Annotated in this window: 26 protein-coding genes and 1 other RNA gene; 18 read left to right on the forward strand and 9 right to left on the reverse strand. The window is 67.1% G+C overall.

Features of this window, described 5'->3' with window-relative positions; translation table 11 throughout:
• Positions 1–25 precede the first annotated feature (25 nt).
• From RXV90_RS08490 to ssrS, 9 genes are all read left to right on the forward strand, one after another.
• A complete protein-coding gene (locus RXV90_RS08490; RefSeq protein ID WP_316648122.1) occupies positions 26–787 on the forward strand; it encodes an SDR family NAD(P)-dependent oxidoreductase in 762 nt (253 codons plus the stop codon).
• Complete coding sequence (locus RXV90_RS08495; protein WP_316648123.1) at positions 787–1,818, forward strand: LacI family DNA-binding transcriptional regulator; 1,032 nt, start codon at positions 787–789, stop codon at positions 1,816–1,818. Before RXV90_RS08490 ends, RXV90_RS08495 begins: the two co-directional genes overlap by 1 nt.
• Positions 1,815–2,774 carry an ester cyclase gene (locus RXV90_RS08500; protein WP_316648125.1) on the forward strand — a complete coding sequence of 320 codons (960 nt, stop codon included), beginning with the start codon at positions 1,815–1,817 and terminating at the stop codon, positions 2,772–2,774. Before RXV90_RS08495 ends, RXV90_RS08500 begins: the two co-directional genes overlap by 4 nt.
• Before the next feature lie 5 nt (positions 2,775–2,779).
• Positions 2,780–3,400, forward strand: a complete 621-nt coding sequence (locus tag RXV90_RS08505) for a class I SAM-dependent methyltransferase (protein ID WP_316648126.1) — start codon at positions 2,780–2,782, stop codon at positions 3,398–3,400.
• Positions 3,401–4,465 (forward strand): dipeptidase, encoded by a 1,065-nt coding sequence (locus RXV90_RS08510; RefSeq protein WP_316648127.1) that lies wholly within the window; start codon positions 3,401–3,403, stop codon positions 4,463–4,465.
• A complete protein-coding gene (locus RXV90_RS08515; protein WP_316648128.1) occupies positions 4,462–5,637 on the forward strand; it encodes an MFS transporter in 1,176 nt (391 codons plus the stop codon). The genes RXV90_RS08510 and RXV90_RS08515 overlap by 4 nt, the downstream gene beginning before the upstream one ends.
• On the forward strand, positions 5,634–6,764 hold the full coding sequence (locus RXV90_RS08520; RefSeq protein ID WP_316648129.1) for a cobalamin-independent methionine synthase II family protein: 1,131 nt from the start codon (positions 5,634–5,636) through the stop codon (positions 6,762–6,764). The genes RXV90_RS08515 and RXV90_RS08520 overlap by 4 nt, the downstream gene beginning before the upstream one ends.
• Before the next feature lie 4 nt (positions 6,765–6,768).
• The gene (locus tag RXV90_RS08525) at positions 6,769–7,479 is read left to right on the forward strand and encodes an alpha/beta fold hydrolase (protein ID WP_316648130.1); all 711 of its coding nucleotides are present in this window, start codon (positions 6,769–6,771) and stop codon (positions 7,477–7,479) included.
• 76 nt (positions 7,480–7,555) lie between these two features.
• Positions 7,556–7,711, forward strand: a non-coding RNA gene (ssrS, locus tag RXV90_RS25925) — 6S RNA.
• 17 nt (positions 7,712–7,728) lie between these two features.
• Here the strand turns inward: ssrS and RXV90_RS08530 are convergent.
• From RXV90_RS08530 to RXV90_RS08565, 8 genes are all read right to left on the reverse strand, one after another.
• Positions 7,729–8,664, reverse strand: coding sequence for a 2-hydroxyacid dehydrogenase (locus RXV90_RS08530; RefSeq protein WP_316648131.1), 936 nt, complete (start codon positions 8,662–8,664; stop codon positions 7,729–7,731).
• Complete coding sequence (locus tag RXV90_RS08535; RefSeq protein ID WP_316648133.1) at positions 8,661–8,966, reverse strand: hypothetical protein; 306 nt, start codon at positions 8,964–8,966, stop codon at positions 8,661–8,663. The genes RXV90_RS08530 and RXV90_RS08535 overlap by 4 nt, the downstream gene beginning before the upstream one ends.
• Before the next feature lie 67 nt (positions 8,967–9,033).
• Positions 9,034–9,360, reverse strand: a complete 327-nt coding sequence (locus tag RXV90_RS08540) for a hypothetical protein (protein WP_316648135.1) — start codon at positions 9,358–9,360, stop codon at positions 9,034–9,036.
• Positions 9,361–9,642: 282 nt separating this feature from the next.
• On the reverse strand, positions 9,643–10,083 hold the full coding sequence (gene nusB / locus RXV90_RS08545) for a transcription antitermination factor NusB (RefSeq protein ID WP_316648136.1): 441 nt from the start codon (positions 10,081–10,083) through the stop codon (positions 9,643–9,645).
• Between the two features lie 14 nt (positions 10,084–10,097).
• Positions 10,098–10,646, reverse strand: a complete 549-nt coding sequence (locus tag RXV90_RS08550; protein ID WP_316648137.1) for a 6,7-dimethyl-8-ribityllumazine synthase — start codon at positions 10,644–10,646, stop codon at positions 10,098–10,100.
• Entirely contained in the window at positions 10,646–11,770 is a 1,125-nt protein-coding gene (ribB, locus tag RXV90_RS08555) for a 3,4-dihydroxy-2-butanone-4-phosphate synthase (RefSeq protein WP_316648140.1), read from the reverse strand. The genes RXV90_RS08550 and ribB overlap by 1 nt, the downstream gene beginning before the upstream one ends.
• 71 nt (positions 11,771–11,841) lie before the next feature.
• Positions 11,842–12,393 carry a hypothetical protein gene (locus tag RXV90_RS08560; RefSeq protein ID WP_316648142.1) on the reverse strand — a complete coding sequence of 184 codons (552 nt, stop codon included), beginning with the start codon at positions 12,391–12,393 and terminating at the stop codon, positions 11,842–11,844.
• A complete protein-coding gene (locus tag RXV90_RS08565; RefSeq protein WP_316648224.1) occupies positions 12,390–12,992 on the reverse strand; it encodes a riboflavin synthase in 603 nt (200 codons plus the stop codon). Before RXV90_RS08565 ends, RXV90_RS08560 begins: the two co-directional genes overlap by 4 nt.
• A 110-nt stretch (positions 12,993–13,102) precedes the next feature.
• On the opposite strand from RXV90_RS08565, the gene RXV90_RS08570 reads away from it, so the two are divergent.
• The 8 genes from RXV90_RS08570 (at position 13,103) to RXV90_RS08605 (ending at position 23,591) form a co-directional block, all read left to right on the forward strand.
• Positions 13,103–14,383 (forward strand): capsule biosynthesis protein, encoded by a 1,281-nt coding sequence (locus RXV90_RS08570; protein WP_316648225.1) that lies wholly within the window; start codon positions 13,103–13,105, stop codon positions 14,381–14,383.
• Positions 14,384–14,491: 108 nt separating this feature from the next.
• A complete protein-coding gene (locus RXV90_RS08575) occupies positions 14,492–15,613 on the forward strand; it encodes a polysaccharide biosynthesis/export family protein (protein WP_316648226.1) in 1,122 nt (373 codons plus the stop codon).
• A gap of 4 nt (positions 15,614–15,617) precedes the next feature.
• The gene (locus RXV90_RS08580; RefSeq protein WP_316648144.1) at positions 15,618–17,600 is read left to right on the forward strand and encodes a capsular polysaccharide biosynthesis protein; all 1,983 of its coding nucleotides are present in this window, start codon (positions 15,618–15,620) and stop codon (positions 17,598–17,600) included.
• A gap of 156 nt (positions 17,601–17,756) precedes the next feature.
• Entirely contained in the window at positions 17,757–18,788 is a 1,032-nt protein-coding gene (locus RXV90_RS08585; RefSeq protein WP_316648145.1) for a BMP family protein, read from the forward strand.
• Positions 18,788–20,323, forward strand: a complete 1,536-nt coding sequence (locus RXV90_RS08590; protein WP_316648146.1) for an ABC transporter ATP-binding protein — start codon at positions 18,788–18,790, stop codon at positions 20,321–20,323. The genes RXV90_RS08585 and RXV90_RS08590 overlap by 1 nt, the downstream gene beginning before the upstream one ends.
• Positions 20,313–21,359: an ABC transporter permease gene (locus tag RXV90_RS08595; RefSeq protein WP_316648147.1), complete on the forward strand. Its 1,047-nt coding sequence runs from the start codon at positions 20,313–20,315 to the stop codon at positions 21,357–21,359. Before RXV90_RS08590 ends, RXV90_RS08595 begins: the two co-directional genes overlap by 11 nt.
• A gap of 4 nt (positions 21,360–21,363) precedes the next feature.
• Positions 21,364–22,308, forward strand: coding sequence for an ABC transporter permease (locus RXV90_RS08600; RefSeq protein ID WP_316648148.1), 945 nt, complete (start codon positions 21,364–21,366; stop codon positions 22,306–22,308).
• Complete coding sequence (locus RXV90_RS08605) at positions 22,308–23,591, forward strand: amidohydrolase family protein (protein WP_316648149.1); 1,284 nt, start codon at positions 22,308–22,310, stop codon at positions 23,589–23,591. The genes RXV90_RS08600 and RXV90_RS08605 overlap by 1 nt, the downstream gene beginning before the upstream one ends.
• Before the next feature lie 7 nt (positions 23,592–23,598).
• On the opposite strand, the gene RXV90_RS08610 is transcribed toward RXV90_RS08605, so the two are convergent.
• Positions 23,599–24,480 carry a LysR family transcriptional regulator gene (locus RXV90_RS08610; RefSeq protein WP_316648151.1) on the reverse strand — a complete coding sequence of 294 codons (882 nt, stop codon included), beginning with the start codon at positions 24,478–24,480 and terminating at the stop codon, positions 23,599–23,601.
• Between the two features lie 97 nt (positions 24,481–24,577).
• Here RXV90_RS08610 and RXV90_RS08615 point away from each other — a divergent pair, with 97 nt between their 5' ends.
• Positions 24,578–26,131 carry a proton-conducting transporter transmembrane domain-containing protein gene (locus tag RXV90_RS08615; protein WP_316648152.1) on the forward strand — a complete coding sequence of 518 codons (1,554 nt, stop codon included), beginning with the start codon at positions 24,578–24,580 and terminating at the stop codon, positions 26,129–26,131.
• The last annotated feature ends 19 nt before the right edge of the window (positions 26,132–26,150 follow it).

Below are 26,150 nucleotides of genomic sequence, written 5' to 3' on the forward strand. Positions count from 1 at the left end.
ACAGGTATGCAAAAGCGAGGCATCCATGGATCTGCCGAAGACCCCCTCGTTCCGGCTGGACGGGCGGCGCGCGCTGGTGACGGGCGCCTCGCGCGGGATCGGGCTGGGCGCCGCGGTGGCGCTGGCGGAGGCTGGCGCCGAGGTTACCTTCGCGGCCCGGGGCGCCGATCAGCTGGACGCCGCCGTGGCGGCGGCGCGGGTGGCGGGGCTGAAGGCGCAAGCGCTGGCCCTCGACGTGACCGATCATGACGCAGTGGAGGCCGCGTTCGACGCGACGGGCCCTTATCACGTCGTTGTCAATGCGGCGGGGATGGCGCGGCATGCCCCCGCGCTAAAGACCACGGCGGAGGATTACGACGCCGTCATGGGGCTGAACCTCAGGGCGGCCTATTTCCTGTCGCAGAGGGCGGCGGAGGGGATGCGCGGGCTGGGCGGTGGCTCGATCATCCATATCTCCAGCCAGATGGGCCATGTGGGAGGGATCGACCGGGCCGTCTATGCCGCATCGAAACACGGGGTCGAGGGGATGGCGAAATCGATGGCGATCGAATGGGGCCCCCTTGGCATCCGCGTCAATACGATCTGCCCGACGTTCATTCGAACGCCTCTTACCGAAGCGACCTTCGCCGATCCCGAGCGGGTGGCTTGGATCACCTCGAAGATCAAGCTCGGTCGGACGGGTGAAGTGGAGGACGTGATGGGGGCTGTCGTCTATCTGGCATCTGACGCGTCTTCGCTGGTGACCGGCAGCGCGCTTCTGATCGACGGCGGGTGGACGGCGGGCTGATGACGGAACGCAAGGTGACATCGCTGGACGTGGCCGCGCTGGCGGGCGTGAGCCAGTCGGCGGTAAGCCGCGTCTTCACCCCCGGCGCCAGCGTGTCGAAGAAGATGGAAGAACGGGTGCGCAGGGCGGCCGATGCGCTGGGCTATCGCCCGAACGTGCTGGCGCGGTCGCTGATCACCGGCCGGTCGCGGATCATCGGGCTGGTGGTGGGGTATCTCGAAAACCAGTTCTATCCCGACGCGCTGGAGCGTCTGTCGACCGCTTTGCAGGCGAAGGGTTATCACATCCTCGTATTCATGACCGAAGGCAGCCAGTCCGACGGGGGTGAGGTGATCCAGGATCTGCTGGATTACCAGGTGGACGGGCTGGTGACGGCGAGTGTGGGCATGACCGACGATCTGGCCGCGCGCTGTGAAGCGGCGGGGATCCCGGTGGTTCTGTTCAACCGTGGCCAGGACGATCCGCGACTGAACGAAGTGACATCCGACAATACTGCCGGTGCGCGCGAAGTGGCGAAGTTCCTGGTGGCGGGCGGGCATCGGCGGATTGCCCATATCTCGGGCTGGCACGGATCGTCGACCGGGCGGGAACGGGCGGCGGCGTTTCGTGCCTCGCTGGAGGAACTGGGTCAGCGGCTTCTTGCCGAGGAGACGGGCGCCTTCAGCCGCGAAGGTGCGGCGGAGGCGGCGCGGCGGCTGATGCGGGAGGCCAAGCCCGATGCGATCTTCGTCGGCAACGATCACATGGCCTTTGCGGTGATGGATGTGTTGCGGTTCGAAATGGGGATCGACGTGCCGGGGGAGGTGTCGGTCGTGGGCTATGACGACGTGGCGCTGGCGGGATGGCCGGCCTATGATCTGACAACACTGCGCCAGCCTTCCGGCGCGATGGTCGAGGCGACCGTCGACATCCTGATGGATCGGCTGGAAGGCCGGGCGACTGCGCCGCAGAAGCGGCGGATCGCCGGAACGCTGATGGTGCGCGGCTCTGCCCGCGTACCGGACGGCTGGGAACAGGGGGGCGCCCGGTGAAGGGGTTCGACGCGCGGTGGAAGGACTTCCCCGATTACATCCTGGGGATCACGGCAGAGATCTGGGAGGGTCGCGAAACCGGCCCGCGGATGAAGGCGTATTACGCCCCCGAAGTGATCGTGCGGGTGCCCGGCGGCGTGTCGGTGGGCGAATCTGCCGCGACGCGGGCGACGATCGCGACCCTGAACGAGTTTCCCGACCGCACGCTTCTGGGCGAGGACGTGATCTGGTCGGGCACGCCCGAGGACGGCATGCTGTCGTCGCACCGGATCCTGAGCCAGGCGACCCATGCGGGCGACGGCATCTTCGGGCGGGCGACGGGTACGAAGATCACCTGGCGGGCGATCGCGGATTGCTTTGCGAAGGACAACCAGATCAGCGACGAATGGCTGGTGCGCGACAACGGCGCGGTCGTCCGGCAACTGGGGCTGAGCCCTGAGGACTGGGCGCGCGCCCGGGTTGCGGCGGGCGAGGGCGGTGCGCCCTTTACCCCCGCGCGGGATATCGAGGGGCCGTATACGGGCCGGGGCAACGACCACCCGACTGGGGCGCGGCTGGCCGATATCCTGACGCGGATCATGGGGGCGGAGTTTTCCGTCATCCCCGCGGCCTATGACCGGGCCAGTCAGCTTGACTACCCCGGCGGTGTGCGCACGCACGGGCACGCGGCGGCGGACAGGTTCTGGCTGGCTTTGCGCGCGGCGTTTCCCTCGGCCCTCTTCACCGTCGAGCACGTGATCGGGCGCGACGACCCGATGATGCCGCCCCGCGCGGCTGTACGCTGGAGCCTCTACGGCACCCATGACGGCTGGGGCGGTTTCGGGGCGCCCTCGGGCGCGGAGGTTCACGTGATGGGGATCACCCATGCCGAATTCGGGCCATGGGGCCTTCGGCGGGAATGGACGCTTTACGACGAAACCGCGATCTGGACGCAGATTGCCCTTCATCAGGGGTAGGGCCCGTGGCCGAGCATCCCGAAGACCCGCTGAGCACGCGCACGCAAGGCATCTACGAACGGCAGGCCGAAACCTATGACGCGCGGCGCTCGCGCGCGCTGTTCGAGGCGCGGTGGCTCAGGCGGTTTGCGGGCGCGATGCCCGAAGGGGGCCGGGTGCTCGACCTCGGCTGTGGTTCCGGCCGGCCGATCGCGGGCTGGCTGATCGGCGAGGGGTTTCGCCTGACGGGGGCGGATTTCTCCGAACCGATGCTGGAACTTGCGCGCGCCCGCTGGCCGAACGGCGACTGGCGGCTTTCGGACATGCGCACCCTTGATCTGCCTGACCGGTTCGACGGGATCATCGGGTGGGACAGCTTCTTTCACCTTACCCCGGACGAGCAGCGCGCCTGCCTGCCGCGGCTGGCCCGGCATCTGGTGCCGGGAGGCGTGCTGATGGTGACGGTGGGCCCGCGCGAGGGCGAGGCGGCGGGCGTCGTGGGGGCCGAGCCCGTTTATCACGCGTCGCTGTCCGTCGCCGAATATGCAACGGTTCTCGCGGCATGCGGGATGCGGATGACGGCCTATCTCGCCGAAGACCCCGACTGCGACTATCACTCCGTCATGATGGCATTGCGGGGGGCGTGAATGGCTGATGCGAACGGGGTGATCCCGGTCTTCGACGGGCATAACGACGCCTTGTTGCGGCTTTGGCAGCAGGGCGGCGACGTGGTGGCGGCGTTCAAGGCGAGTGAGGCGGGGGATATCGACCTTGAGAAGGCGGCGCGAGGCGGCCTGATCGGCGGGTTCTTCGCGATGTTCGCGACCGCGGGCGGTTTGTCGATCGATTTTTCCGCCTTCGACACGCCGCCCTATGACCTGCCGCTGCCGCCGGAGATGGCGCAGGACGCGGCCGCCGGGGTGATCCTCGGGCAGGCCGGCGTGGCGGCGCGGCTGGAGGCCGCGGGCTGTGTGCGGTTCATCCGGCGGGCGGAGGATCTGGCACCGCTGAAGGCCGGGGAGGGGTTCTTCGGGGTTCTGCACATCGAGGGGGCGGAGTGCATCGGACTGGAATTGCAGGAGCTTGACGCCCTTTATGCGCTTGGGCTGAGGTCGGTGGGGCCCGTCTGGTCGCGCCCCACGATTTTCGCCGAGGGCGTGCCCTTCCGCTATCCTTCGGACGGCAATACCGGCGGCGGGTTGACCGAGGCGGGGCGGGCGCTCGTGGCGCGCTGCAAGGAGCTTGGTGTGATCGTCGACTGTTCGCACATGACCGAAGCGGGATTCTGGGACGTGGCGGAGGCGGGCGTGCCCCTTGTCGCGACCCATTCGAATTCCTGTGATGTAACGCCTTCGGCCCGGAATCTCAGTGAAGCGCAACTGCGGGCGATCGGCGAGACCGGGGGGATGGTTGGCCTCAACTTCGGCACCGTGTTTCTGAATCGCGATGGCAGCAGGCAGGCGGCCGGGGTGCTGGATAACGCGGTGGCGCATCTCGACCGGATGATCGAGCTTGCGGGCGAGGGGCATGTTGGCTTCGGCTCGGATTTCGACGGAGCACCGATGCCGGATGACCTGCGAAGCGCGGCGGATCTGCCGAATCTGATCCGGCGGCTCGAGGCGGCGCAATACGGCAGCGCATTGATCGAGCGGCTGGCGCACGGCAACTGGATCGGTTTTCTCGAGCGGCATTTCGCGGGGCCTGTAGCATGAGCGCACGCTGGGGCATCCTCGCGCTGCTGTTCGGCATGCGCGCAGTGATGGCGTTTCAGTTCCAGGCGGTTGCGGCGCTGTCGCCCCTGATGATGGACCACTTTGCTGTCGGGCTTGCCGAGACCGGGCTGATCCTCGGCCTCTACCTCGCGCCGGGGATGATCGTGGCACTGCCCGGGGGCGCGCTGGGCCAGCGTTTCGGCGACAAGGAGGTGGTGACGGCCGGCCTGGGCCTGATGGTGCTGGGCGGGGTGATGATGGCCCTGGGTCAGGGCTGGGCCCTGCATCTGGCGGGGCGGCTGGTCGCCGGGGCGGGCGGCGTTCTGCTGAACGTCCTGATGACGAAGATGGTGGTCGACTGGTTCCGGGACCGCGAGATTTCGACGGCGATGGCGATTTTCGTGAATTCGTGGCCGGTGGGGATCGCGCTTGCCCTGGTAACCTTGCCGCCGTTTGCTGCGGGGGCAGGCTATGGCGGGGCGATGTGGCTGGTTGCCGGCGTGACGGCGGCCGCGTTCATCCTTTTCCCGTTGGCATACCGCGCCCCCGAAGGCGTGGCGGCTGCGGCGCGCCGGGCCTGGCCCGCAGGTCGCGTGATGACCGCCGTGATCGCGGCGGGCGCAGTCTGGGGCTTTTACAACACCGCCTTCGCGATGGTCTTCGGTTTCGGGCCCGCGGTCCTGAGCGAGCAGGGGTGGAGCCTGGCCGAAGCGGGAGCAGCGACGAGCCTCGTTCTCTGGGCGATGGCGCTTGGCGTGCCACTGGGCGGGCTGATCGCCGACCGGACGGGGCAGGCGGGCGCGGTGATGCTGGCCGGTTTCCTGGGCTTTGCCGTCACACTCTGGCTGGCGGGCACCGGCGCGGCGGGCGCGCCCTTGTTCGCCGCGATGGGCTTTCTGGCCGGGCTGCCTGCAGGCCCCGTCATGGCGCTGCCGGGCCGCATCCTCGCGCCCGCGACGGCGGCGACGGGCATGGGCATCTTCTTCGCGGTCTACTATGTGCTGATGCTCGCCGTGCCCTGGGCGGTGGGAGAGGCCGCGGAACGGGCGGGCACCGCCCGGCTCGCCTTCGATGCGGGCGTGCTGATGCTGGTGCTGACGCTTCTCAGCTTTCTAGTCTATGGTCGCGCCGCGCGTACCGTGCGGATGCCGGAACCGGAGGGACAGACGTGACGATCAGAACGACCCATGTGGGCAGCCTGCCGCGGACGCAGGATGTGGTGGATTTCATCTTCGCCCGCGAGCGGGGGGAGGCCTACGACCCGGACGCATTCGACGCCGCGATGACGGGGGCGACGGCCGAGACGGTGCGCAGGCAGGTGGAGGCCGGGATCGACATCGTGTCGGACGGGGAGACCTCGAAGATCTCCTACGCCACCTATGTGAAGGATCGCTATACGGGGTTTGCCGGAGACAGCCCGCGGAACTCTCCGGCGGATCTGAAGATGTTTCCATCCTTCCTCGAACGCCTGAAGAACGATGGCGGCACGCCGACCTATGCAAGGCCGATGTGCGTGGGCGAAGTTCGCTCGAAGGGCCAGGGCGAGCTTGAGAAAGATATCGCGAACCTCAAGGCCGGGATGGAGGCGCAGGGGGTTGAGCGGGGTTTCATGAATGCCGCCTCGCCGGGCGTTATTTCACTGTTCCTGCAGAACGATTTCTACCCGAACCGCGAGGCCTACCTTGCCGCGCTCGCCGATGCGATGCGCGACGAGTACCGCACCATCGTCGCCGCCGGGCTTGAGCTGCAGCTTGACTGCCCGGACCTCGCCCTGTCGCGGCACATGCTGTTCACCGATCTTTCCGACGAGGAATTCGTGAAGGTCGCAGGCATGCATATAGAAGCGCTGAACCACGCGCTTGAGGGGATCGATCCCGCGCGCGTGCGGGTTCACATCTGCTGGGGGAATTACGAAGGCCCCCATGTCTGCGACATCGACATGGACAAGGTGTTTTCAACCCTGATGGGCGCGCATTGCCGCTATGTACTTTTCGAGACGTCGAACCCGCGCCATGCCCATGAATGGACGGTGTTCCGCGACCGGAAGGCGGAAATTCCCGATGACAAGGTGCTGGTGCCGGGTGTTGTCGATACCACGACGAACTTCGTGGAGCATCCCGAGCTTGTGGCCGAGCGGATCGCGCGCTTCGCGGGGATCGTCGGGGCCGAGCGGGTGGTCGCGGGGTCCGACTGCGGGTTCGGGACGTTCGCGGGGTTCGGAGCGGTTGATCCCGAAATCGCCTATGCCAAGCTTGGCGCACTGGCCGAAGGCGCGCGGATCGCCTCGGGGAGGGTGTGAGGCGATGCCGGCCCCCTTGGTCTGCCTGCCGGGCATGATGTGCGACGCGCGGCTTTACGAGGCCGTGACGGCGCGGTTTTCCGCGGAACGGGCAATCGTGCACATCCCGCTGACGCGCGGGCGCACGATGACCGAGATTGCACAGGCGGTGCTGGACGACGCGCCGCCGCATTTCGCGCTTCTGGGCCTGTCGATGGGCGGTATCGTGGCGATGGAGGTGATGCGGCTGGCGCCGGAGCGGATCACCCGGCTTGCGCTTCTCGACACCAACCCGCTCGCCGAGACGCCGGAAACCGCGGCGCTTCGGGAACCGCAGATCGTGGCGGCGCGCACCGGACAGCTTGAAAAGGTGATGCGGGAGGAATTGAAGCCCCGCTACCTCGCACCGGGGCCGGGGCGTGATGGCGTGCTCGACCGGGTGATGGAGATGGCTGTGGCGCTTGGCCCCGATGCTTTCGTGCGCCAGTCGCGCGCGCTTCAGAAGCGGCCGGATCAGACCGAGACGCTGAAGCGGATCGCCGTGCCGACGCTGGTGCTGTGCGGGCGGCACGACACGCTGTGCGATCTGCGCCGGCACGAGTTCATGCGCCAGCTGATCCCAGGATCGGTGCTGGAGGTGATCGAGGATGCGGGGCATCTGCCGGTGCTCGAACAGCCCGAGGCGACGAATGCGGCGCTGGCGCGGTGGATGTCGGACACGCTTCTTCTGACCTGAGCGGCGGGAAATGATCGCGCGCGACCGACCGGGGTGCTTGCCAGAGGCGGGGGGAGCGCCTATCTGACGGCTGTGACGGGCACTGCCTCTCTCGTGCGCGGTCCAATTCCGGTGGCCTTACTCAATTCCGAGGGAGCTGGCTCTGTGCGGATCCTGGTCCGTTTACCTGGCGCCCACCTGTGTATGCAGGTCCTCGGGAATTCAATCCCGCCACGGTTCGGGCGGTCCCGTCACGCAACTTCCTGACTGTCAGTAGCCCCTGGTGCGGTCGACCGCGCCTGCGGGGCTGCGCCCGGCCTCGAGATCGGCGATCGCGCGGCCCACCGCTTGTGCGACCGCGAGATCGGTAGAGCTGCTTGCCGCGTGAGGGGTGATCATGATGCGCGGGTCGGCCCAGAACGGGTGATCGGACGGCAAGGGTTCCGTCCGGAAGACATCGAGGGCGGCAGCGGCAGGACGGCCGGCGTCGAGCGCGGGGATCAGATCTTCCTCGACAAGATGCCGTCCGCGGCCCAGTTGGACGAGGAGCGCATCGTCGCGCATGGCCCCGAGGGTGCGGGCGTTCAGGATGCCATCGGTGGCAGGGGTGAGCGGCAGGCAGGCGACGACGACGCGTGACTGGCCGAGAAGGCGGAAAAGGCCGTCTTCGCCTGCGAGAACCTCGACCCCGTCTTCGTGCCGCGCGCGGCCCGCCCATGCCGCCACGGGGTAGCCCAGCGCGCGCAGCGCCCGGCCGGTCGCGGCGCCCATGTTGCCGAAGCCCAGAAGGCCGACGGGAACCTCGGCATTTGCCGTCCAGTTCACCAGTTCCCAGCGCCGTTCGGCCTGCTGGGCCGGGTAGCGGAACATGCCGCGATGCCAGCCGGTGACGTAATGGGCGGCGAAGGCGGCCATCATGTCGGCCTGGCCGGGATCGACCATGCGGCAAAGGGTGGTCTCCGGACGCAATCCGGGATGGTCGACGAGGCGGTCGACGCCCGCGCCCCAGGAACAGACGAGCGCGAGATCGGGGTAGGGATCGAAGGCGTTGTCGGGTGGGGCGTGGGCGAAGGCCACGCGTACGGACGCGGGATCGGCGATCTCGTCCGGCCGGCGGAGCGGGTGGGCGGGAAGGGCCTCGGCGAACGCGTCCTCGAAGGCCGTCTTCAGATCGAAGTCTGCACTGAGGCAGACGATTTCCGTCACGGGCGGCGGCGGGCCGGGCGCGCCGCGACGGGGACAAGGACAGCCTCTGCCTGCCGCGGCCCGCGGGGGGCGTCGTCATCACGCGCGCCAAGGCGCATGATCGCGATCCCGAACTGGACGCCGGAAAACACGATCCCGTTGAACATCACCAGCAGGAACGCCGCGAGGGGCCCCAGGGGATCATGGGTGACGAGGTGCCAGAGATTGGCGACGTTGAACCAGAAGAGCAGCGCGACGAAGCCGACCGCGGCCCCGAAGCCGATCAGTGTATGACGGATGTAGAGCGCGACGAGTTTCGGCATGGCGGCCTCCCGGAGGTGAACGCCATCAGACCTATCACGTGCCGCGCTGAAGTACAGGCCGGAGACCTCAGCGGGCGATGCCGCCCGTGCCCGGCCCTGTGGCAGCGCTTGCGGCGGCGGTGGAGACGCTGCCGTCGGTCCGTCCGAAGCCTGCCTCGAACGCCCCGCCCCGAGCGCCGGGGGCCGATGCGGAGACGGTGGCCTCCTCGATTTCGGGTCCGTCTTCGGTGCTGGAGAGCGCGCCGGTTTCCGCATCCACCGCAAGTACGGTGTCGAGGCCGTCGGCCGAAAGCGCTGTTACCTCCGCATCTCCGCCTTCGAAGATGCCGGTGATCACGCCACAGCCCGAAAGGAGCAGGGCGGCGCCTGCCGTCAATAGAAGTCTGCCCGTCATGTCACTGTCCTCAATCACCCCGGTTTGGCCCGGGCTGCCCGAAAGCTTGCCGCGGGACAGGCGCGAGATCAAAGAAATCCGCGCGCCGGGCGGTGCGGGCGGGTCAGGTTGCGCCGGTTTGTTGCGCGAAAGACTCGCGTGGTTCAAAATGCGAAAGGGTGAATGGCCGTGTTATCTTGGGCCTTTTCAGTTGCTTGGCGTAGAGATTCCGGGGCTCTGCCCCGCCGCCCGTGCCGGGCGGCCCCCCGGGATATTTCCAGCCACATGAAGGGGCCGGGCTGGTTATCCGAAGGCGGCCGGGTTCGCCTCGCGCGCCATGTGATCGAGCACCGCGTTGACGAAGCGCGCCTCGCGGCCCTCGGGAAAGAAGGCCTTGGCGATATCAACGAATTCCGTGATCACGACGCGGGGCGGGGCTTCGCCTTCGGTGAGTTCGGCGCCGGCGGCGCGGAACAGCGCGCGCAGCGTCGGATCGATCCGGTTGATCGGCCATTTCGCGACAAGCGCGCGGTCCGTCATCTGATCGATCTTCGCCTGCCAGTTCACCGCGTCATCGACGAGCTTGCGGAACAGATCGACATCGCCTTCGGCCAATTCGCCATCCTCGTATGTGGCGCCGAAGCGATGATCCTCGAATTCACGGATCACACGGTCGGCGGGTGCGCCCGACTGTTCCATCTGGAAGAGCGCCTGCACGGCGTAGAGCCGGGCGGCAGATTTCATCTGGCGGCCCGAACTCATACCGGGAAGGACTCCGGATCGTCGTCTTCGCCGGCGATGCGGTAGCTGCCGGGTTGGAAGCCCACGCCCTTGTCCGCCCGCCGCCATTTCCGGCCAAGCGCGACGAGGTGGAGCGCCGCTTCCGCCGCGCCGCCAGCCGTGTTGAGGCGGGATTTGTCGGCACGCTCTTCGGCCTGTTCGAGGTTTTCGACTGTGATGATACCGTTGCCGATCGCGACCCCCTGGAGCCCGAGCATCGTAAGCCCGCGGGCGCTTTCGCCGATGACGATGTCGTAATGGCTGGTCGCGCCCCGGATCACGCAGCCGAGCGCCACGTAGCCGTCGTAGTTAGACAGCCGGTGCGCGAGCGTGATCGCGCCGGGGATTTCGAGCGAGCCCGGCACCTCGATCGTCTCGTGCCCGACCCCGGCGGCGTCGAGAACACTGCGCGCCGCGTCAAGCTGTGCCTCGGCGACCTTGGTGTAGTAGGGCGCGATGACGATCAGGATCTTCACCGGATCGACGAATTCGGGAAGCGGCAGCGCGTTGTCGGAATGGCCGGCCATCAGCGATCTCCCGTGATCTTGCGGGTGCCCGTGATCTCGAGCCCGTAAGCGTCCAGCCCGACGACCCGGGGCTGGGGCGAGTTGGTGAGGAGAATCATCTTCGAGATCCCGAGCGACGACAGGATCTGGGCGCCGAGCCCGTACTGGCGCAGCGTCTGCGGAGAGGCCGTGTCGCCGCGGACGAGTTTCATCGTGGTGTCGCGAAGGAGGACGAGCACGCCGCGGCCCTCGGCGGCGATCACTTCCATCGCATCGCCGAATTCGCGCGCGCGGCCGGGCGTGCCGAGCCCGACGACATCAAGCATCGGATCGAGCGCGTGCATGCGCACGAGAACGGGATCGTCGCCCGGGATATCGCCCTTGATGAGCGCGATATGTTCGTCGCCATGGGCAGTGTCGCTGAAGACCCGCAAGGTCCAGTCGCCGCCGAATTCGGAAGTGACGGTGCGTTCTTCTGTTACCGCGACGAGGTTGTCATGGCGGCGGCGGTAGGCGATCAGATCGCTGATCGTGCCGATCTTGAGATGGTGGTGCTGGGCGAATGCCACGAGATCGGGCAGGCGGCTCATGGTGCCGTCTTCGTTCATGATCTCGCAGATCACCGCTGAGGGGTTGAGCCCGGCGATGCGGGAGATGTCGACCGCCGCCTCGGTATGGCCCGCGCGGACGAGAACGCCGCCATCGCGGGCGCGCAGCGGGAAGACGTGGCCCGGGCTTGCAATATCGGCCGCCGTCTTGCCCGCGTCGATCGCGACCGCGACGGTCCGGGCGCGGTCATGGGCGGAAATGCCGGTGCTCACACCTTCGCGCGCCTCGATCGAGACGGTGAAGGCAGTTTCGTGACGCGAGGAGTTGTGGCTCGCCATGAGCGTGAGGCCGAGCGCATCGACCCGCTCGCCCGTGAGGCAGAGGCAGATCAGGCCGCGCCCGTGGGTGGCCATGAAGTTGACCGCCTCGGGCGTTGCCATCTGGGCGGGGATGATCAGATCGCCCTCGTTCTCGCGATCTTCGTGGTCGACGAGGATGAACATCCGGCCGTTGCGGGCATCCTCGAGGATTTCCTCGATCGAGGAAATCGCATCGCGCCAGTTCTCTTCGACGGGGCCGGGGGTTTCGAAACTCATCGGTTCAGGGCAGTCCAGGTGCAGGTTCGGGCGCGGGATAGCGGATCGTCCGGGGGAATGCCAGCGCGACGTCAGGGCGCGAAATAGCGCTCTGCATCGAGATAACCGGCAAGTCGGCCCGCAGCGCACCAGTCGCGTTCGAGATGGGTCGCGCCGATCACCAGTATCCCGTCGCGGGGTAGGGCACCGATCGGCGCGGTGACACGGTCTCGCAACTCGGGCCAGGTGTCGAGGATCGTGGGGGCCGAACCGGCGCCGTCAAGGGCGCCTGCGTTCAGCGAAAGCACCGCCTCGGGCGTGCCCGGCGGGTGGACGAGAACGATGCGGCCGGTGCGCCGGAGCGCTTCGAGTTTCGCTACGCGGGCCGGGGCGATGCGATCCCGCTCGATCCAGAGGGCGTTGGAGGAAAAGAGGAAGGCCACCAGATCGCGACCGGTGGAGGCGCGGACGCCCGCATAGGTCTTGTAATCGAGCCCAAGTTCGCGGGCGCGGCGGACGCGCATGCGCACCATCTCGACCGGGAGGACCGGCAGAAGCTCTGCCCGCGCCTTGTGCCAGGCGAAGCGGCGCCAACCCGCGCCGCGGTCCATCGATGGCCCACGGTTGTGGCCGATCCCGCTCATCCCGCCTCCGCGAGCCGCGCGACGTAGCGCGCGAGCGTATCGATCTCGAGGTTGACAGGATCGCCCTCGCGGGCGTCGCCCCAGGTCGTCACCTCCTTGGTGTGCGGGATGAGGTTGACGCCGAAGCGGGTGCCCTCGACCTCGTTCACGGTCAGCGAGGTGCCGTTCAGGGCGACCGAGCCTTTGGGCGCAATGAAGCGGGCGAGATCGGCGGGTGCCTCGAAGGTGATGCGGGTGCTGTCGCCTTCGTCCCTGAGCAACGTGATCGTCGCCACACCGTCCACATGACCCGCAACGATGTGGCCGCCCAGTTCGTCGCCCACGCGCAGGGCGCGTTCGAGGTTCAGGCGGCGGCCCTCGTGCCAGGCGTTGCGTCCGATATTCGTCTTCGAGACGGTTTCGGCGGAGATATCGACGGAAAACCACGGTTCGGGATCCGAGCCGAGCCCCGTGACGGTGAGGCAGACCCCGTCGCAGGCGATCGAGGCGCCGATGTCGATCGTGTCGATGTCGTAGGATGTGGCGATCTTCGCGATGAGATCGCCTTCCTGGCGAAGCGCGAAGACGCGACCGATATCGGTGATGATCCCGGTGAACATGGCACTGTCCTTCCCACCTGTTGCCATCTGACCTAGTCCGCCCGCGCCCCCGGCGCAAGCGGGCGTCTCGGCGTGGACGGGGGCGGGGCGGCGTGGCACTGTTGCGGGCGATGACGCGCCGGTTTCTGTTCCTCCAAGGCCCGCACGGGCCGTTCTTCGCCGAACTGGCGGGGACGCTCGCGCGCGCGGGTGCCCGAGTGGGCCGCGTTCTGTTCAATCGGGGCGACCGGATGTTCTGGCCGGGGCGGCTGGGCGGCACGCTGTATCGCGGCGGCGCGGAGGACTGGCCCGGCTGGCTTCATGCCAGGATCGCGCGGGATGGCGTGAGCGATCTGGTGATCTATGGCGACACGCGCCCGGTACACCGCGCGGCGGTGGAGGCCGCGCGCCAGGCCGGGGTTACGGTTCATGTGTTCGAGGAAGGCTATCTCAGGCCCTGGTGGGTGAGCTATGAGCGCGAGGGGTCGAACGGCGCGTCACGGCTGAATGCCCTGTCGGTGGCGGAAATGGCCGAGGCGCTTGCCGCCCCCCATGAAGGTGCGGAAGCGCCCGAAGGTTGGGGGGCGCTTTACCGGCACATGGCTTATGGCGCGCTCTATCACGGTGCAATGTTGTCTGGAGGCCCGCGCCTTCCAAGCCACCGCGAGGTGCCTGTGGGGCGCGAGGCCCGGCTTCACCTTCTCAGGTTGATGGCGCTGCCGGCGCACGCGCTGGAGCATCGGGTGAAGCTTCGCGGGATCCGGCGGCGGGCGGCGCCGTTTCACCTGGTTCTCCTGCAACTCGACCATGATGCGAATTTTCGCCATTACGGGCCGTTTCCCGACAGCCGGGTGTTCGTCGACACCGTGCTAAAGGGGTTTGCAGAGGGGGCTCCGGCCCACCATCGCCTTGTTTTCAAGGCGCATCCCCTGGAGGACGGGCGTGTGCCCATGCGCCCCCTGATCGCGGAGAGGGCCGCAGCTTACGGGGTTGCCGGGCGTGTGGATTACGTTCCGGGCGGGCGGCTTGGCGCGCTGCTCGATGCCTGCCGGACGGCGGTGACGGTAAATTCCACTGGCGCGCAGCAGGCGCTTCTGCGCGGCCGGCCGGTGAAGGCCTTCGGGCAGGCGGTCTATGCCCGGCAGGAGTTCGTCTCGGGCCAGCCACTGCAGGCTTTCTTCGCCGATCCGATGCCGCCCGATACGGCCGCCTACCACGTTTTCCGGCAGTTCCTGCTCGAAACCTCGCAGATTCCCGGCAGTTTTTATGCCGCAACGGGGCGCAGGCAGATCCTGCGCCGGGCTGCCGACATGATGCTGGCGGCAGACGACCCCTATACCTTGCGGTTGCGCCGCCCGAGGCAACTAGAAGGCGCGGCACGCCCGCAACACCTGCGCATGCTCGATCGCTGAGACCGTCGCGAAAGTGTTTCCGAACCCCTCAATTTGTTAACAATTTTCCTAAAATACTGAGGCAGTGTTCCAATAACAGGTCGAGGAGACCGGGCAGTGATACCGAAAATGCTGGGCGCAGGGCGGCCTTTGGGGCTGCTGCTTGCCGTGTCTCTGGTTGCGGGTTGCGGCCTGCCACGTTCCGGCCCGAACAAGGGCGAAATCCTTTCGGGCAGCGTGGATCGCAGCGGCAATGCGCTGATCATCGAGGTGGACGACGCGGTGACGCGGGCGACCACGCAGGATCCGGCGCTGAGCTTCACGACGGGCTTCCTGAACGCGGGGCTCACCGGTTCCGACACCGTGCGGGCGGGCGATACGCTCAGCCTTCAGATCTGGGAAAACGTGGATGACGGGCTTCTGTCGAACCAGGGCCAGAGCATCACAGCGCTTGACGAGATCCAGGTTGATGGCGCGGGCTTCATCTTCGTGCCCTATGCTGGTCGCATCAAGGCGGCCGGCAATACGCCCGAGGGAATCCGGCGGCTGATCACCGACAAGCTTTCAGCCCAGACACCCGACCCGCAGGTCGTGGTGCGGCGTCTTGCGGGCGACGGCGCGACGGTTTCGCTGATCGGCGGCGTCGGCGGGCAAGGCGTCTATCCGATCGAGAGGCCGACGCGCACGCTGACGGCGATGCTGGCGCAGGCGGGCGGCGTGACGATTGCGCCCGAGATCGCGCAGGTCACCGTGATCCGGGGCGCCCATAGCGGACGGATCTGGCTTGAAGACCTGTATGAAAACCCGGAACTCGACATCGCGCTCAGGGGCGGCGACCGGATCCTCGTGGAGGAAGACCGGCGCACCTTCACCGCGCTTGGCGCGACGGGCGGGCAAAGCCGCGTGCAATTCACGACACAGACGATCAGCGCGGTGGAGGCGATTGCGACCGTGGGCGGCCTGAACCCCGGCCTTGCCGATCCGACTGGCGTCTTCGTCCTTCGCGAGGAGGAGGAGCATATCGTCGAGGCGCTGACCGGTGGCGATGTCGTCGGCCCGCAGCGCGTGGCCTACGTGCTGAACCTGACCGATCCGAACGGCATCTTCATCGCGAAGGATTTTCAAATTCGCGACGAAGACACGGTCTATGTGACCGAGGCGCCCTATTCGCAATTCGTGAAGGTGCTGTCGGCGATCGTGGCGCCGCTGACATCGGTCAATACAATCGACCAGCTCGCAAGCGGCAACTAGGCCGGTGGCGGGGACGGCCGGGGCGCCCTCCGACGAAAGCAGGGCGGCGCCTGCGCGCCTCGTCGTCTACAATGCAGGCTTTCTGACCGAAGGGCGGATCCGGCGGATCCTGGAGTTGAGCGGCTGGCGCGTTTCCGTGGGCGTGCCGGGGGCCGGCGATACCGTGGGCGTCTGGGGACAGAGCCCGACGAGCGGGCGGGGCGAGGCAGTGGCCGATCTTGCGGGCCGGCCGGTCGTGCGCGTCGAGGATGCCTTCCTGCGCTCGTTGTTCCCGGGGCGGGGGGGCGAGCCCTCGATGGGGCTTCTGATCGACCGGAGCGGTGTGCATTTCGATGCCTCGGCGCCGTCGGACCTCGAAACCCTTCTGGCCACCCATCCTCTTGACCAGACGAACCTTCTCGACCGGGCACGGGATGCCGCGGCATGGATGGTGGCGCGGCATCTGTCGAAATTCGCGGCCACCGATCCGGCGGAGGCGGTGCCCGACGCGCCTTACGTGCTTGTCATCGACCAGACCGAGGGCGATGCCGCGGTGCGCGCGAGCGGCGCCACGCGGGCCACGTTTCAGGACATGCTCGTCGAGGCGCGACTGTCTCATCCCGGCCTGCCCATGGTGGTGAAGGCGCATCCCGAAACCACGGGCGGCCACCGTCCCGGGCATCTGGGCGAGGGCGATCTTCACGAGGGCGATCACCTGATCACCGCGCCGGTCAGCCCCGCACGGCTGATGGAGGGCGCGGTGGCCGTCTATACCGTGTCGTCGGGGCTTGGATTTGAGGCGATTTTTCATGGGCACCGGCCGCGGGTCTTCGGCACGCCCTTCTACGCGGGTTGGGGCCTGACGGAGGACCGGGGGCCCCTGCCGCGCCGGGGGCGGCCCCTGTCGCGGGCGCAGCTTTTTGCGGGCGCGATGATCCTTTACCCCGCCTGGTACGATCCGTTCCGAGACCGGTTGTGCGAGGTTGAGGATGTTCTGCGCGCGCTCGACGCCGAGGCGCGCGCCTGGCGAGAGGATCGGCAAGGCTGGGTCGCGCGCGGTATGTCGCGCTGGAAGCGGCCGCACCTCGATGCGTTCTTCGGGCGGGTACAGCCCGTGATCCACGGAGCCGATGCCGCGATCGGGCGGCGCGTGATGGTTTGGGCCCGGCACGCGACCCCGGGCGAGACCGTGGTGCGGGTCGAAGACGGTTTTCTGCGTTCCCGCGGGCTGGGTGCTGCGCTCACGCCGCCCGCGTCCCTCGTGCTTGATGATCTTGGGATCTATTATGATCCGCGCTCGGAGAGCCGGCTGGAGCGCCTGATTGCGGAAGCCGCGGCGCTTGAGCCGCGGGCGCTTGGCCGGGCCGAGGCCCTGATCGCGCGGATCCGTGAAACCGGGGTCACGAAATACAACACCGGCGGTGCGATGCCCGACCTGCCGGAAGGTCGCCATATCCTCGTGCCCGGACAGGTGGAGGATGACGCGAGCCTCGTGACGGCGGGCGGCGAGGTGCGGCGGAACGATGTGCTTCTGGCGCTGGTACGGGAGCGGAACCCCGGGGCCGTCGTGATCTACAAGCCGCATCCGGATGTTCTGGCGGGATATCGCGAGGGGGCGGTGGCAGCAGCCAACGCCGATATCGTGCTGGGCGAGGTGGATGCCGCGGCGGCCCTCGCAGAGGTGGATGAAGTCTGGACGATGACTTCGCTTCTGGGGTTTGAGGCTTTGCTGCGTGGGCTTCCGGTGACGGTGACGGGGGCACCTTTCTACGCCGGCTGGGGGCTGACCGACGATATCGGGACGGTGCCGGCGCGGCGCACGGCGCGGCCCTCGCTGGCCGCACTCGCCCATGCCGCGCTGATCGAATATCCGCGCTACCTCGACCCTGTGACGGGGCGACCCTGCCCGCCGGAGGTGATCGTCGACAGGCTTGCCGAAGGCGGGCTGCCGGGGCCCAAAGGCGTGCTTGCGCTGATGCAGCGCCTAAAGGGCAGGCTGGGCCGCTGATCGAAACCGCCCGATTATCGGGAGGTTGCGCCGGCCCTGCACAAATAAACAGCACGCTTCTCAACGCCGCCGGACCGTGCCACTGTCCCCCTGTTCTCTTCCGCCGGCGAAGATCGGTAAACGAGAGAACCAGAATGCTCGAACCAGGGGGTACCCATGACCAAACGACCACTCCACGCTGCCGACCTCAACCGGCGTCACCTTCTTCAGGGCGCAGGCGGTTTCGCCGCCGCGGCGGGCCTTGGGCTCGCGCCCGGCCGGCTTCTCGCGCAGGACCCGATCAGCGTGGCCGGCATCTATACCGTCCCTGTGGAGCAGCAGTGGGTCAGCCGCATCCACGTGGCCGCCGAAGCGGCGAAGGCGGCAGGCCAGATCACTTATACATTCACCGAGAATACCGCGAACACCGATTACCCGCGGGTTATGCGTGAATATGCCGAACAGGGCGTCAAGCTGATCATCGGTGAGATCTTCGGGGTGGAGCAGGAGGCGCGCGAGGTTGTGCTCGACTATCCCGAGACGGCGTTTTTGTTGGGCTCGTCCTTCCTGGATGATCCCGCCTATCCGAACCTCGCGGTCTTCGACAACTACATTCAGGATGCGTCCTATCTGACCGGGATCATCGCCGGTGCGATGACCGAAACGGGCAATATCGGGATGGTCGGCGGCTTCCCGATCCCGGAAGTGAACCGGCTGATGCATGCCTTCATGGCGGGCGTGCGCGAAATGCGGAGCGACGCGACCTTCCAGGTCAGCTTCATCGGCTCTTGGTTCGACCCGCCGAAGGCCAAGGAAACCGCGTTCGCGATGATCGAGAATGGGGCGGATATGCTTTATGCTGAACGCTTCGGCGTGTCGGACGCGGCACAGGAACGCGGCGTTCTGGCGATCGGCAACGTGATCGACACCCAGGCCGATTATCCCGAAACGGTCGTCGCCTCCGCGCTCTGGCATTTCGAGCCGACGCTTCAGGCCGCGCTTGCGCGCGTGATTGCGGGGGATTTCGAGGCCGCGAATTACGGCGTCTACAGCTATATGAAGGAAGGCGGCTGTTCCCTGGCGCCCCTGGGCACATTCGAGGGCAAGGTGCCCGACGCGGCCATGGCGCTGGTGGCCGAACGTGAGGCGGCGATAAAGGCCGGCGACTTCGTGGTCGAGGTGAACGACGAAGAGCCCACCTCGTCCTGATGCCTTCCCTTGCGCCCCCGGGCGTTGCGCTGAAGCTGACCGGCATCACCAAGCGGTTCGGCCGGCTGACCGCGAACGACAGCATAAGCTTCGCCCTCCACGAGGGCGAAGTGCTTGCTTTACTTGGGGAAAACGGCGCGGGTAAGACGACCTTGATGAACATCCTCTTCGGCCATTATACGGCCGACGAGGGCAAAGTAGAGGTCTATGGCGAAGACCTGCCGCCCGGTGCCCCCGGGGCCGCGCTGAAGGCGGGCGTCGGCATGGTGCACCAGCACTTCACCCTGGCCGAGAACATGACGGTGCTGGAAAACGTGCTGCTCGGCACCGTGCCGCTCTGGCGGCCGACGCTTGACCGCACGGCTGGGCGGGCGCGGCTGGAACGGCTTTCGCGGGAATTCGGGCTGGCGGTGCATCTCGATGCGAAGATCAAGGCGCTGTCGGTGGGCGAACGGCAGAGGGTGGAGATCCTGAAGGCGCTGTATCGCGACGCGCGGATCCTGATCCTCGACGAACCGACCGCCGTGCTGACGCCGCAGGAGGCGCAGGCGCTGTTCGAGACGCTGAAGACCGCCGTGGGCAAGGGCCTTTCGGTGATCTTCATTTCGCACAAGCTGCACGAGGTGATGGCGATTTCGAAGCGTGTGGTCGTGCTTAGGCACGGCAAGCTAGTGGGCGAGGTCGCGACGACAGACACCAACGAACGCCAACTCGCGGAGATGATGGTGGGCGCCGAGGTGGCGCTGCCGAAAGCGCCCGCGGCGGCGCCGGGCGAGGCTTATCTTGAGCTGCGCGATGTAAGCCTGCCGCCGGAGGGGCGGCGCGTCGGGTTGAGCGGCGTCACCCTCGAACTCAGAAGCCGCCAGATCACTGGAATTGCCGGCGTTTCCGGCAACGGGCAGGCGATGCTTGCCGATCTGGTGGGCGGTTTGGCTGTGCCCGCCTCCGGCGAGATCAGGCTTTACGGCAAGCCCGTTACAGCGTGGTCGCCGCGCGCCGCGCTTGACGCTGGCGTGGGGCGGATCCCGGAAGACCGGCACGCGGTGGGTTCGATCGCCGATCTGTCGCTGACCGAAAACGCCGTGCTCGAAAGTTACAAGACGGCCCCGCAAAGCCGGTCGGGCCTGATGGATTGGGCCGAGGCGCGGCGGCGAGCGGAAGCGATCATCGCACGCTACGACGTTCGCTGCCCGGGGCCGGAGACCCGGATCAGGCTTCTGTCCGGGGGGAACATGCAAAAGCTGATCCTGGGCCGCGTGATGGAGGCGGGGCCGAGGATCATCCTTGCGAACCAGCCTGTGCGCGGCCTTGATATCGGCGCGCTGACCTATGTGCAGGAGCGGCTGATCGAGGCGCGCGGCGAGGGCGCGGCGATCCTGCTGATCTCGGAAGACCTGGACGAGATCCTGGCGCTGTCGGATGTCGTGCACGTGATGTCGGAGGGGCGTCTGTCGCCGGGCTTCGCCCGCGGCACGAAAACTCAAGGGGAGCTTGGGGCGCTGATGGCCGGGCAGGGGTTCGACGATGCGGCTTGAACCCGTCGCCTCCCGTACCATGGCCCGCACGCTGGGGCTTCCGGCGCTGGCGCTGGCCGGAACGGTGGTGGTGGCCTCGCTTCTGGCGATGCTGGCCGGCGCCAACCCCTTCGCCACGCTCGGGCTGATCCTGAAAGGCGCTGCGGGATCGAAATTCGCGCTGTTGGAAACGCTGAACCGGGCGACGCCGCTGATCTTCACCGGTCTTGCCGTCGCGGTGGCGTTTCGCGCGAAGCTCTGGAATATCGGGGCGGAGGCGCAGCTTTACGCAGGCGCACTCGTTACCGTGCTGATCGGAACGAAACTGGGGCTGTCGGGGCCCGTGGCGATCCCGATCATGGGCGTCGGCGCGGTGATCGCAGGGGCACTCATGCTGCTCGTGCCAGTGATCCTGAAGGTGCGGCTCGGGGTGGACGAGGTTGTCACCACGCTGCTTTTCAACTTCATTATGCTGCTTTTCATCTCGATGCTGCTTGAGGGGCCGTTGAAGGATCCGATGGGCATGGGGTGGCCGAAATCCGAGGCGCTCGACCGCGATATGCGCCTGCCGCGCATTGTCGAGGGGCTGCGGCTCCACTGGGGCTTCGCGCTGGGCCTGATCGCGGCAGTGCTCGTCTGGATCCTGCAATCGCGCACGACGCTCGGGTTCGAGATCAGGGCGGTGGGCCTCAATCCCAACGCGGCGCGGTTCGCGGGCATTCCGATCCGGGCCGTTCTCTTGAAAACCGCGCTTCTGTCGGGCGGGCTAGCGGCGCTTGCGGGCTATTCCGAGGTCGCGGGGCTGAAAGGGAACCTCACGCTCGATCTGTCGCCGGGCTTTGGCTACACCGGGATCATCGTGGCCATGCTGGCGCTTCTGCACCCCCTGGGCGTGGTCGTGTCGGCGATCTTCGTCGCGGGCGTTTTCGTGGGCACCGACAGCATGAGCCGCGCGGCGGAAGTGCCGACCTATATCGCGGACATGGCGCTTGCCACGGCGCTTCTGTTCATGGTGCTCGCGATCCTTCTTACGAATTTCCGGATCGTGCGGGGGTAGGGCGTTGGAAATCGTCGATATCCTTCTGTCCGCCAGTTTCTGGGGCGCTGTTCTTCGCATCGCCTCGCCCCTGATATTTGCCACGATGGGGGAACTGATCTGCGAACGGGCGGGCGTTCTGAACCTCGGGATCGAAGGGATCATGGTCATCGGGGCCTTCGCGGGATGGATGGCCGTCTATGCCGGCTTCGGGCTCTGGCCCGGGGTGGTGATCGCGATGCTGTCAGGCATGGCGTTCGGCCTTCTGCACGCGACGCTGAGTGTGCCCCTGGGCCTGTCGCAGCATGTGGTGGGGCTGGGCGTGACGCTTCTGGCGACCTCGACGGCATACTACGCCTACCGGATTGCGCTGCCGGAGGTGACGAGCCCGCCCCGGATCGAGCCGTTTCAGCCGGTCGACATCCCCGTGCTGTCGGATCTGCCGTTTCTTGGCGAAGCGCTGTTTTCCCAGACGCCGCTGACCTACCTCGCGCTCGCGACGGCCGGTATCGTTGCGGTTGTACTCTACCGCACCCCTGTCGGCCTCGCGCTGCGGGCGGTGGGCGAAAACCCCTCTGCCGTCGAGGCGCAGGGCTTGTCGGTCACCGCGATCCGCATGGGCGCGGTGATCGTGGGGTCGGGCCTGATGGCGGTGGGCGGTGCATTCCTGACGATGTCAGCCTTTTCGTCGTTCTTCTTCGAAATGGTGAACGGGCGCGGCTGGATCTGTATCGCGCTGGTCGTCTTCGGGGCGTGGCGGCCGGGCAAGGCGCTTCTGGGCGCGCTTCTTTTCGCGGCCTTCGACGCGCTGCAGATCCGGATGCAGCAGACGCCCCTCGGCGCGCTCGTCCCCTACCAGATCTTCCTGATGGTGCCTTACGTGCTGTCGATCCTCGCACTGATCCTGATGTCGCGGCGCGCTGAGGTGCCCGAGGCGCTGATGGTCCCCTACAACCGCGGAGAACGCTGATGGCGGAATTCGATATTCTCGTAACCGGCGGCACCCTTCCGGACGGGCGGGTGGCCGATATCGGCACGAAGGGGACGACGATCGCGGCGATCGGGGATCTGTCGGGATCGAGTGCGGGCCGGGTGATCGATGCCGCGGGCGACCTCGTCAGCCCGCCCTTCGTCGACCCGCATTTCCACATGGATGCGACGCTGAGTTATGGCACGCCGCGGATCAACGCCTCCGGCACGCTTCTGGAAGGGATCGACCTCTGGGGTGAATTGCGCGAGATCGCGACTGTAGAGGAGATGGTGGACCGCGCGCTGACCTATTGCGACTGGGCGGTGTCGCTGGGTCTTCTGGCGATCCGCAGCCACGTGGATACGACGCCCGATCACCTGAACACCGTGACCGCGATGCTTGAGGTGCGTGAGCGGGTAAAACCCTATCTCGACCTGCAGCTTGTCGCCTTCCCGCAGGACGGCTTCTTCCGGTCGAAGACGGGGGCGGAGAACGTGCGCCGCGCGCTCGACATGGGCGTCGACGTGGTGGGTGGGATCCCGCATTTCGAACGGACGATGGAGGAGGGCCGCGCCTCTGTTCGCGCGCTGTGCGAAATGGCCGCGGAGCGCGGGCTTCTCGTCGACATGCATTGCGATGAAACCGACGACCCGATGAGCCGGCACATCGAGGCGCTGGCCTATGAGACGCAGCGGCTGGGGCTGGAAGGCCGGGTGGCGGGATCGCACCTGACCTCGATGCATTCGATGGACAATTACTATGTCTCGAAGCTTCTGCCGCTGATGGCCGAGGCACAGATTTCGGCGATCCCGAACCCCTTGATCAACATCGTGCTGCAGGGGCGGCACGACACCTACCCGAAGCGCCGTGGCCTGACCCGCGTGAAGGAGATGCAGGCCCAGGGCATCGCCGTGGGCTGGGGCCAGGATTGTGTGCGCGATCCGTGGTACAGCCTCGGAACGGGCGACATGCTGGACGTGGCCTTCATGGGGCTTCACGTGGCGCAGATGACCTCACCGGAAGAGATGCGGCGATGTTTCGAGATGGTGACGGAGGTGAACGCGGCGATCCTGCATCTCGACGGTTACGGGCTGGCGGAAGGCAAGACGGCGTCCTTCGTGATTCTCGATGCCGGCGATCCGGTGGAGGCGCTGCGGCTGCGCTGCGACCGGCTTGCGGTCGTCTCTAAGGGCAAGATCGTCTCGGAAAAGGCGCGGAACGACAGCCGGCTGAGCCTCGTTGGCCGGCCTGGAACGGTGCGTCGGCGGCACAGCGCGGGGTAAGCGCGCGTCAGCCGGACGTGGCCTGTGCCTCGAGGATTTCGGCAAGAAGCGGGTTTGGAAACCTCCGCTGGATCGCGACGGCATAGAAGACTTCGCTGATCTCGTCGAGCCGGGCGAGTTCTGTCAGGGTTCCCGCCGCAAGTTCATCCTGCACGACGATGGGCGGAATGACCGCGACGCCCGCATCGGCACGCGCTAGAAGCCGCATCATCGCCATGTCATCGGCCTCTGCCGCCACGCGCGGGACGAGGCCGAGCCGCTCGATCAGCGCATCGAACCCTGCGCGCAGCGAGGTTTCGAGCGCCGGCAGGATCAGGGGGTGGGCGGCAAGAAGGGCCGCGATGTCGCCGTCCGTCTGCCGTGTCGGAGTGCCGATCAGGCTGACGGGCTGTTCCGCGAGGCGGTGGACGAGATAGGGGCTGGAGGCATCGCGCGCCGGGACGAGGTTTGTCAGTACGACGTCGAGGGACATCGCTTCCAACCCCCTCAAGAGCGCCTCCTGCGGGCCGGAGCGGAGCACGATCTCCACATCCTCGCGCCCTATGACCGGGTCGAGAAACGCCATCTGGAAGTTGCGCGACAGGGTGGCGAGCGCGCCGATGCGAAGCGCCTGCCGTGCCCCGCCCGCGGTTTTCAGCGTGGCGGTCAGATCCTCGGCGGCGCGAAAGATCTCTTCGGCATGATCGAGTGCGATGCGCCCCGCCTCGGTCAGCACGAGGTTGCGCCCGCTGCGCTGGAAAAGCGCATGGCCAAGCGAGGCCTCGAGCGCCTTGATCTGGGTCGAGACCGCCGATTGGGAGATATTGAGCGCCCGTGCCGCGCCGGTGAGCGTGCCGTCGCGGGCGACAGCGCGAAACAGCCTGAGATGATGCAGGTTAAGGGCGGACATAATTCGGCATAATAGAACGATTGTAGAAATAATATGTAATTTTCTTTATGTATACCAACCCCTATTTGCTCCCCCAGTTTCGAGAATGGAGCATCTCATGGCCTCTGCCGTCTCTCTGTCTTTCCTTGCCCCACTGGTTCTGCTGGCAGTGGCCGTGCTTGCATTCAGCACGCCGGGCCGTCGCCCGGGCGCCCCGACCAACTTGTCGGAATACGCCGCGCTTGGCGCGCTTGCACTGGCGGCGGGCGGGGCGCTGCAACTCCTTCTCCACGGGCCCGGCGTGCTGGTGCTCGGCGGCGCGATTCTAAGGGCCGATGCGGTGAGCGTCACCATGGCGCTTCTTGTAGCTTTCATCGGCTGGGTCGTGATGCGCTACAGCCGGACCTACCTTGACGGGGAAGAGCGGGAGGGCGCGTTTCACGGGCTGATGCTGGCGACGCTGGCGGCGGTTCTGGTCTTCGTTCAGGCCGCGGGTCTTGGCGTCGTCGCCGTTGCGGCGGTTCTGGTGGGGCTGGGGCTGAAGCGGCTTCTTCTGTTCTATCCCGATCGGCCGGAGGCGCAGCGCGCCGCCACGAAATTCGCTCTGGTATGGCACGGGGGTGACGTGGCGCTGTTCGGGGCGGCAGCGCTTCTTTACGGGGCCTTCGGAACGCTGGACCTGGCCGGGCTTGCCGCGAGCGCCGAAGCCGGCGGCCTCGGGCTGGCCGGGAACGTGGCCGTGGTGCTGATCGTACTTGCCGCGGCGCTCAAGACGGCAGCCTTCCCGCTGCACGGCTGGCTGACCGAAGTGATGGAGGCGCCGACGCCGGTATCCGCCCTGCTTCACGCCGGGATCATCAATTCAGGTGGCGTGCTTCTGATTGCCGCCTCGGGCCTCGTGGCACAAAGCCCTGGCGCCATGGCCGCGCTCGTGATGCTGGGCGGGCTGACGGCGCTGTTCGGGGCGGCGGTGATGCTGACGCAAAGTGCGGTGAAGACAGCTCTTGCCTGGTCGACCGTGTCGCAGATGGGTTTCATGCTGCTGCAATGCGGGCTGGGGCTCTGGGCGCTGGCGCTTCTCCATATCGTGGCGCATTCGCTTTACAAGGCGCATGCCTTCCTGTCCTCGGGCGGCGCCGTTACGGCGGTTGCGGCGCTCCGGCGGCCGGGGCCGGTCGCGGTGCCGCGACTTGGCGCAGTTCTGAAATCCTTCGGCCTCGCGCTCGTGCTTTATGCAGGGATCGCGACGCTCTTCACCCTCGTCTTCGGGCCCAAGACGGCACAGGCGCTGGCGCTGGGCGGCATCCTGATCTTCGGTGTCGCCTATCTTGTGGCGCAGGGACTCGCCGACATGGCGCCCGCAGAACTGACGAAGCGGACGGCACTGGCCGCGCTCGGCACTGCAATGGCCTATTTCGCCTTCCAGGCGGGGGCGGATGCGATCTGGGGCCTCTGGCTTCCCGCCGCCCCGCTGCCCTGGCCACTCGAATGGGCGCTGATCGTGCTGGCGGTGGCCTCCTTCGGCCTCGTGGCCTTCGCACAGGCGCTCTTCCCGCTCTGGGCGCATCATCCTGCGACCGCGGGGCTGAGGGTGCACCTTGCGAACGGCCTTTACCTCAACGCGCTTCTCGACCGTGCCATTGGCGGCTTCCGCTCGGCGAAATCGACCTGATCCATGGAGACCGACATGT

The organism is Ovoidimarina sediminis (assembly GCF_032586175.1).
Lineage (GTDB): Bacteria > Pseudomonadota > Alphaproteobacteria > Rhodobacterales > Rhodobacteraceae > Ovoidimarina > Ovoidimarina sediminis.

Bases quoted from the DNA above. Each gene is read 5' to 3' on its own strand.
- RXV90_RS08515 (WP_316648128.1), top strand. From the start codon at position 4,462: ATGAGCGCACGCTGGGGCATCCTCGCGCTGCTGTTCGGCATGCGCGCA.
- RXV90_RS08595 (WP_316648147.1), top strand. From the start codon at position 20,313: ATGCGGCTTGAACCCGTCGCCTCCCGTACCATGGCCCGCACGCTGGGG.
- RXV90_RS08490 (WP_316648122.1), top strand. From the start codon at position 26: ATGGATCTGCCGAAGACCCCCTCGTTCCGGCTGGACGGGCGGCGCGCG.
- RXV90_RS08605 (WP_316648149.1), top strand. From the start codon at position 22,308: ATGGCGGAATTCGATATTCTCGTAACCGGCGGCACCCTTCCGGACGGG.
- RXV90_RS08535 (WP_316648133.1), bottom strand. From the start codon at position 8,966: ATGCCGAAACTCGTCGCGCTCTACATCCGTCATACACTGATCGGCTTC.
- RXV90_RS08575 (WP_316648226.1), top strand. From the start codon at position 14,492: ATGCTGGGCGCAGGGCGGCCTTTGGGGCTGCTGCTTGCCGTGTCTCTG.
- RXV90_RS08585 (WP_316648145.1), top strand. From the start codon at position 17,757: ATGACCAAACGACCACTCCACGCTGCCGACCTCAACCGGCGTCACCTT.
- RXV90_RS08570 (WP_316648225.1), top strand. From the start codon at position 13,103: ATGACGCGCCGGTTTCTGTTCCTCCAAGGCCCGCACGGGCCGTTCTTC.
- RXV90_RS08565 (WP_316648224.1), bottom strand. From the start codon at position 12,992: ATGTTCACCGGGATCATCACCGATATCGGTCGCGTCTTCGCGCTTCGC.
- RXV90_RS08590 (WP_316648146.1), top strand. From the start codon at position 18,788: ATGCCTTCCCTTGCGCCCCCGGGCGTTGCGCTGAAGCTGACCGGCATC.
- ribB (WP_316648140.1), bottom strand. From the start codon at position 11,770: ATGAGTTTCGAAACCCCCGGCCCCGTCGAAGAGAACTGGCGCGATGCG.
- RXV90_RS08560 (WP_316648142.1), bottom strand. From the start codon at position 12,393: ATGAGCGGGATCGGCCACAACCGTGGGCCATCGATGGACCGCGGCGCG.
- nusB (WP_316648136.1), bottom strand. From the start codon at position 10,083: ATGAAATCTGCCGCCCGGCTCTACGCCGTGCAGGCGCTCTTCCAGATG.
- RXV90_RS08540 (WP_316648135.1), bottom strand. From the start codon at position 9,360: ATGACGGGCAGACTTCTATTGACGGCAGGCGCCGCCCTGCTCCTTTCG.
- RXV90_RS08550 (WP_316648137.1), bottom strand. From the start codon at position 10,646: ATGGCCGGCCATTCCGACAACGCGCTGCCGCTTCCCGAATTCGTCGAT.
- RXV90_RS08610 (WP_316648151.1), bottom strand. From the start codon at position 24,480: ATGTCCGCCCTTAACCTGCATCATCTCAGGCTGTTTCGCGCTGTCGCC.
- RXV90_RS08525 (WP_316648130.1), top strand. From the start codon at position 6,769: ATGCCGGCCCCCTTGGTCTGCCTGCCGGGCATGATGTGCGACGCGCGG.
- RXV90_RS08495 (WP_316648123.1), top strand. From the start codon at position 787: ATGACGGAACGCAAGGTGACATCGCTGGACGTGGCCGCGCTGGCGGGC.
- RXV90_RS08510 (WP_316648127.1), top strand. From the start codon at position 3,401: ATGGCTGATGCGAACGGGGTGATCCCGGTCTTCGACGGGCATAACGAC.
- RXV90_RS08615 (WP_316648152.1), top strand. From the start codon at position 24,578: ATGGCCTCTGCCGTCTCTCTGTCTTTCCTTGCCCCACTGGTTCTGCTG.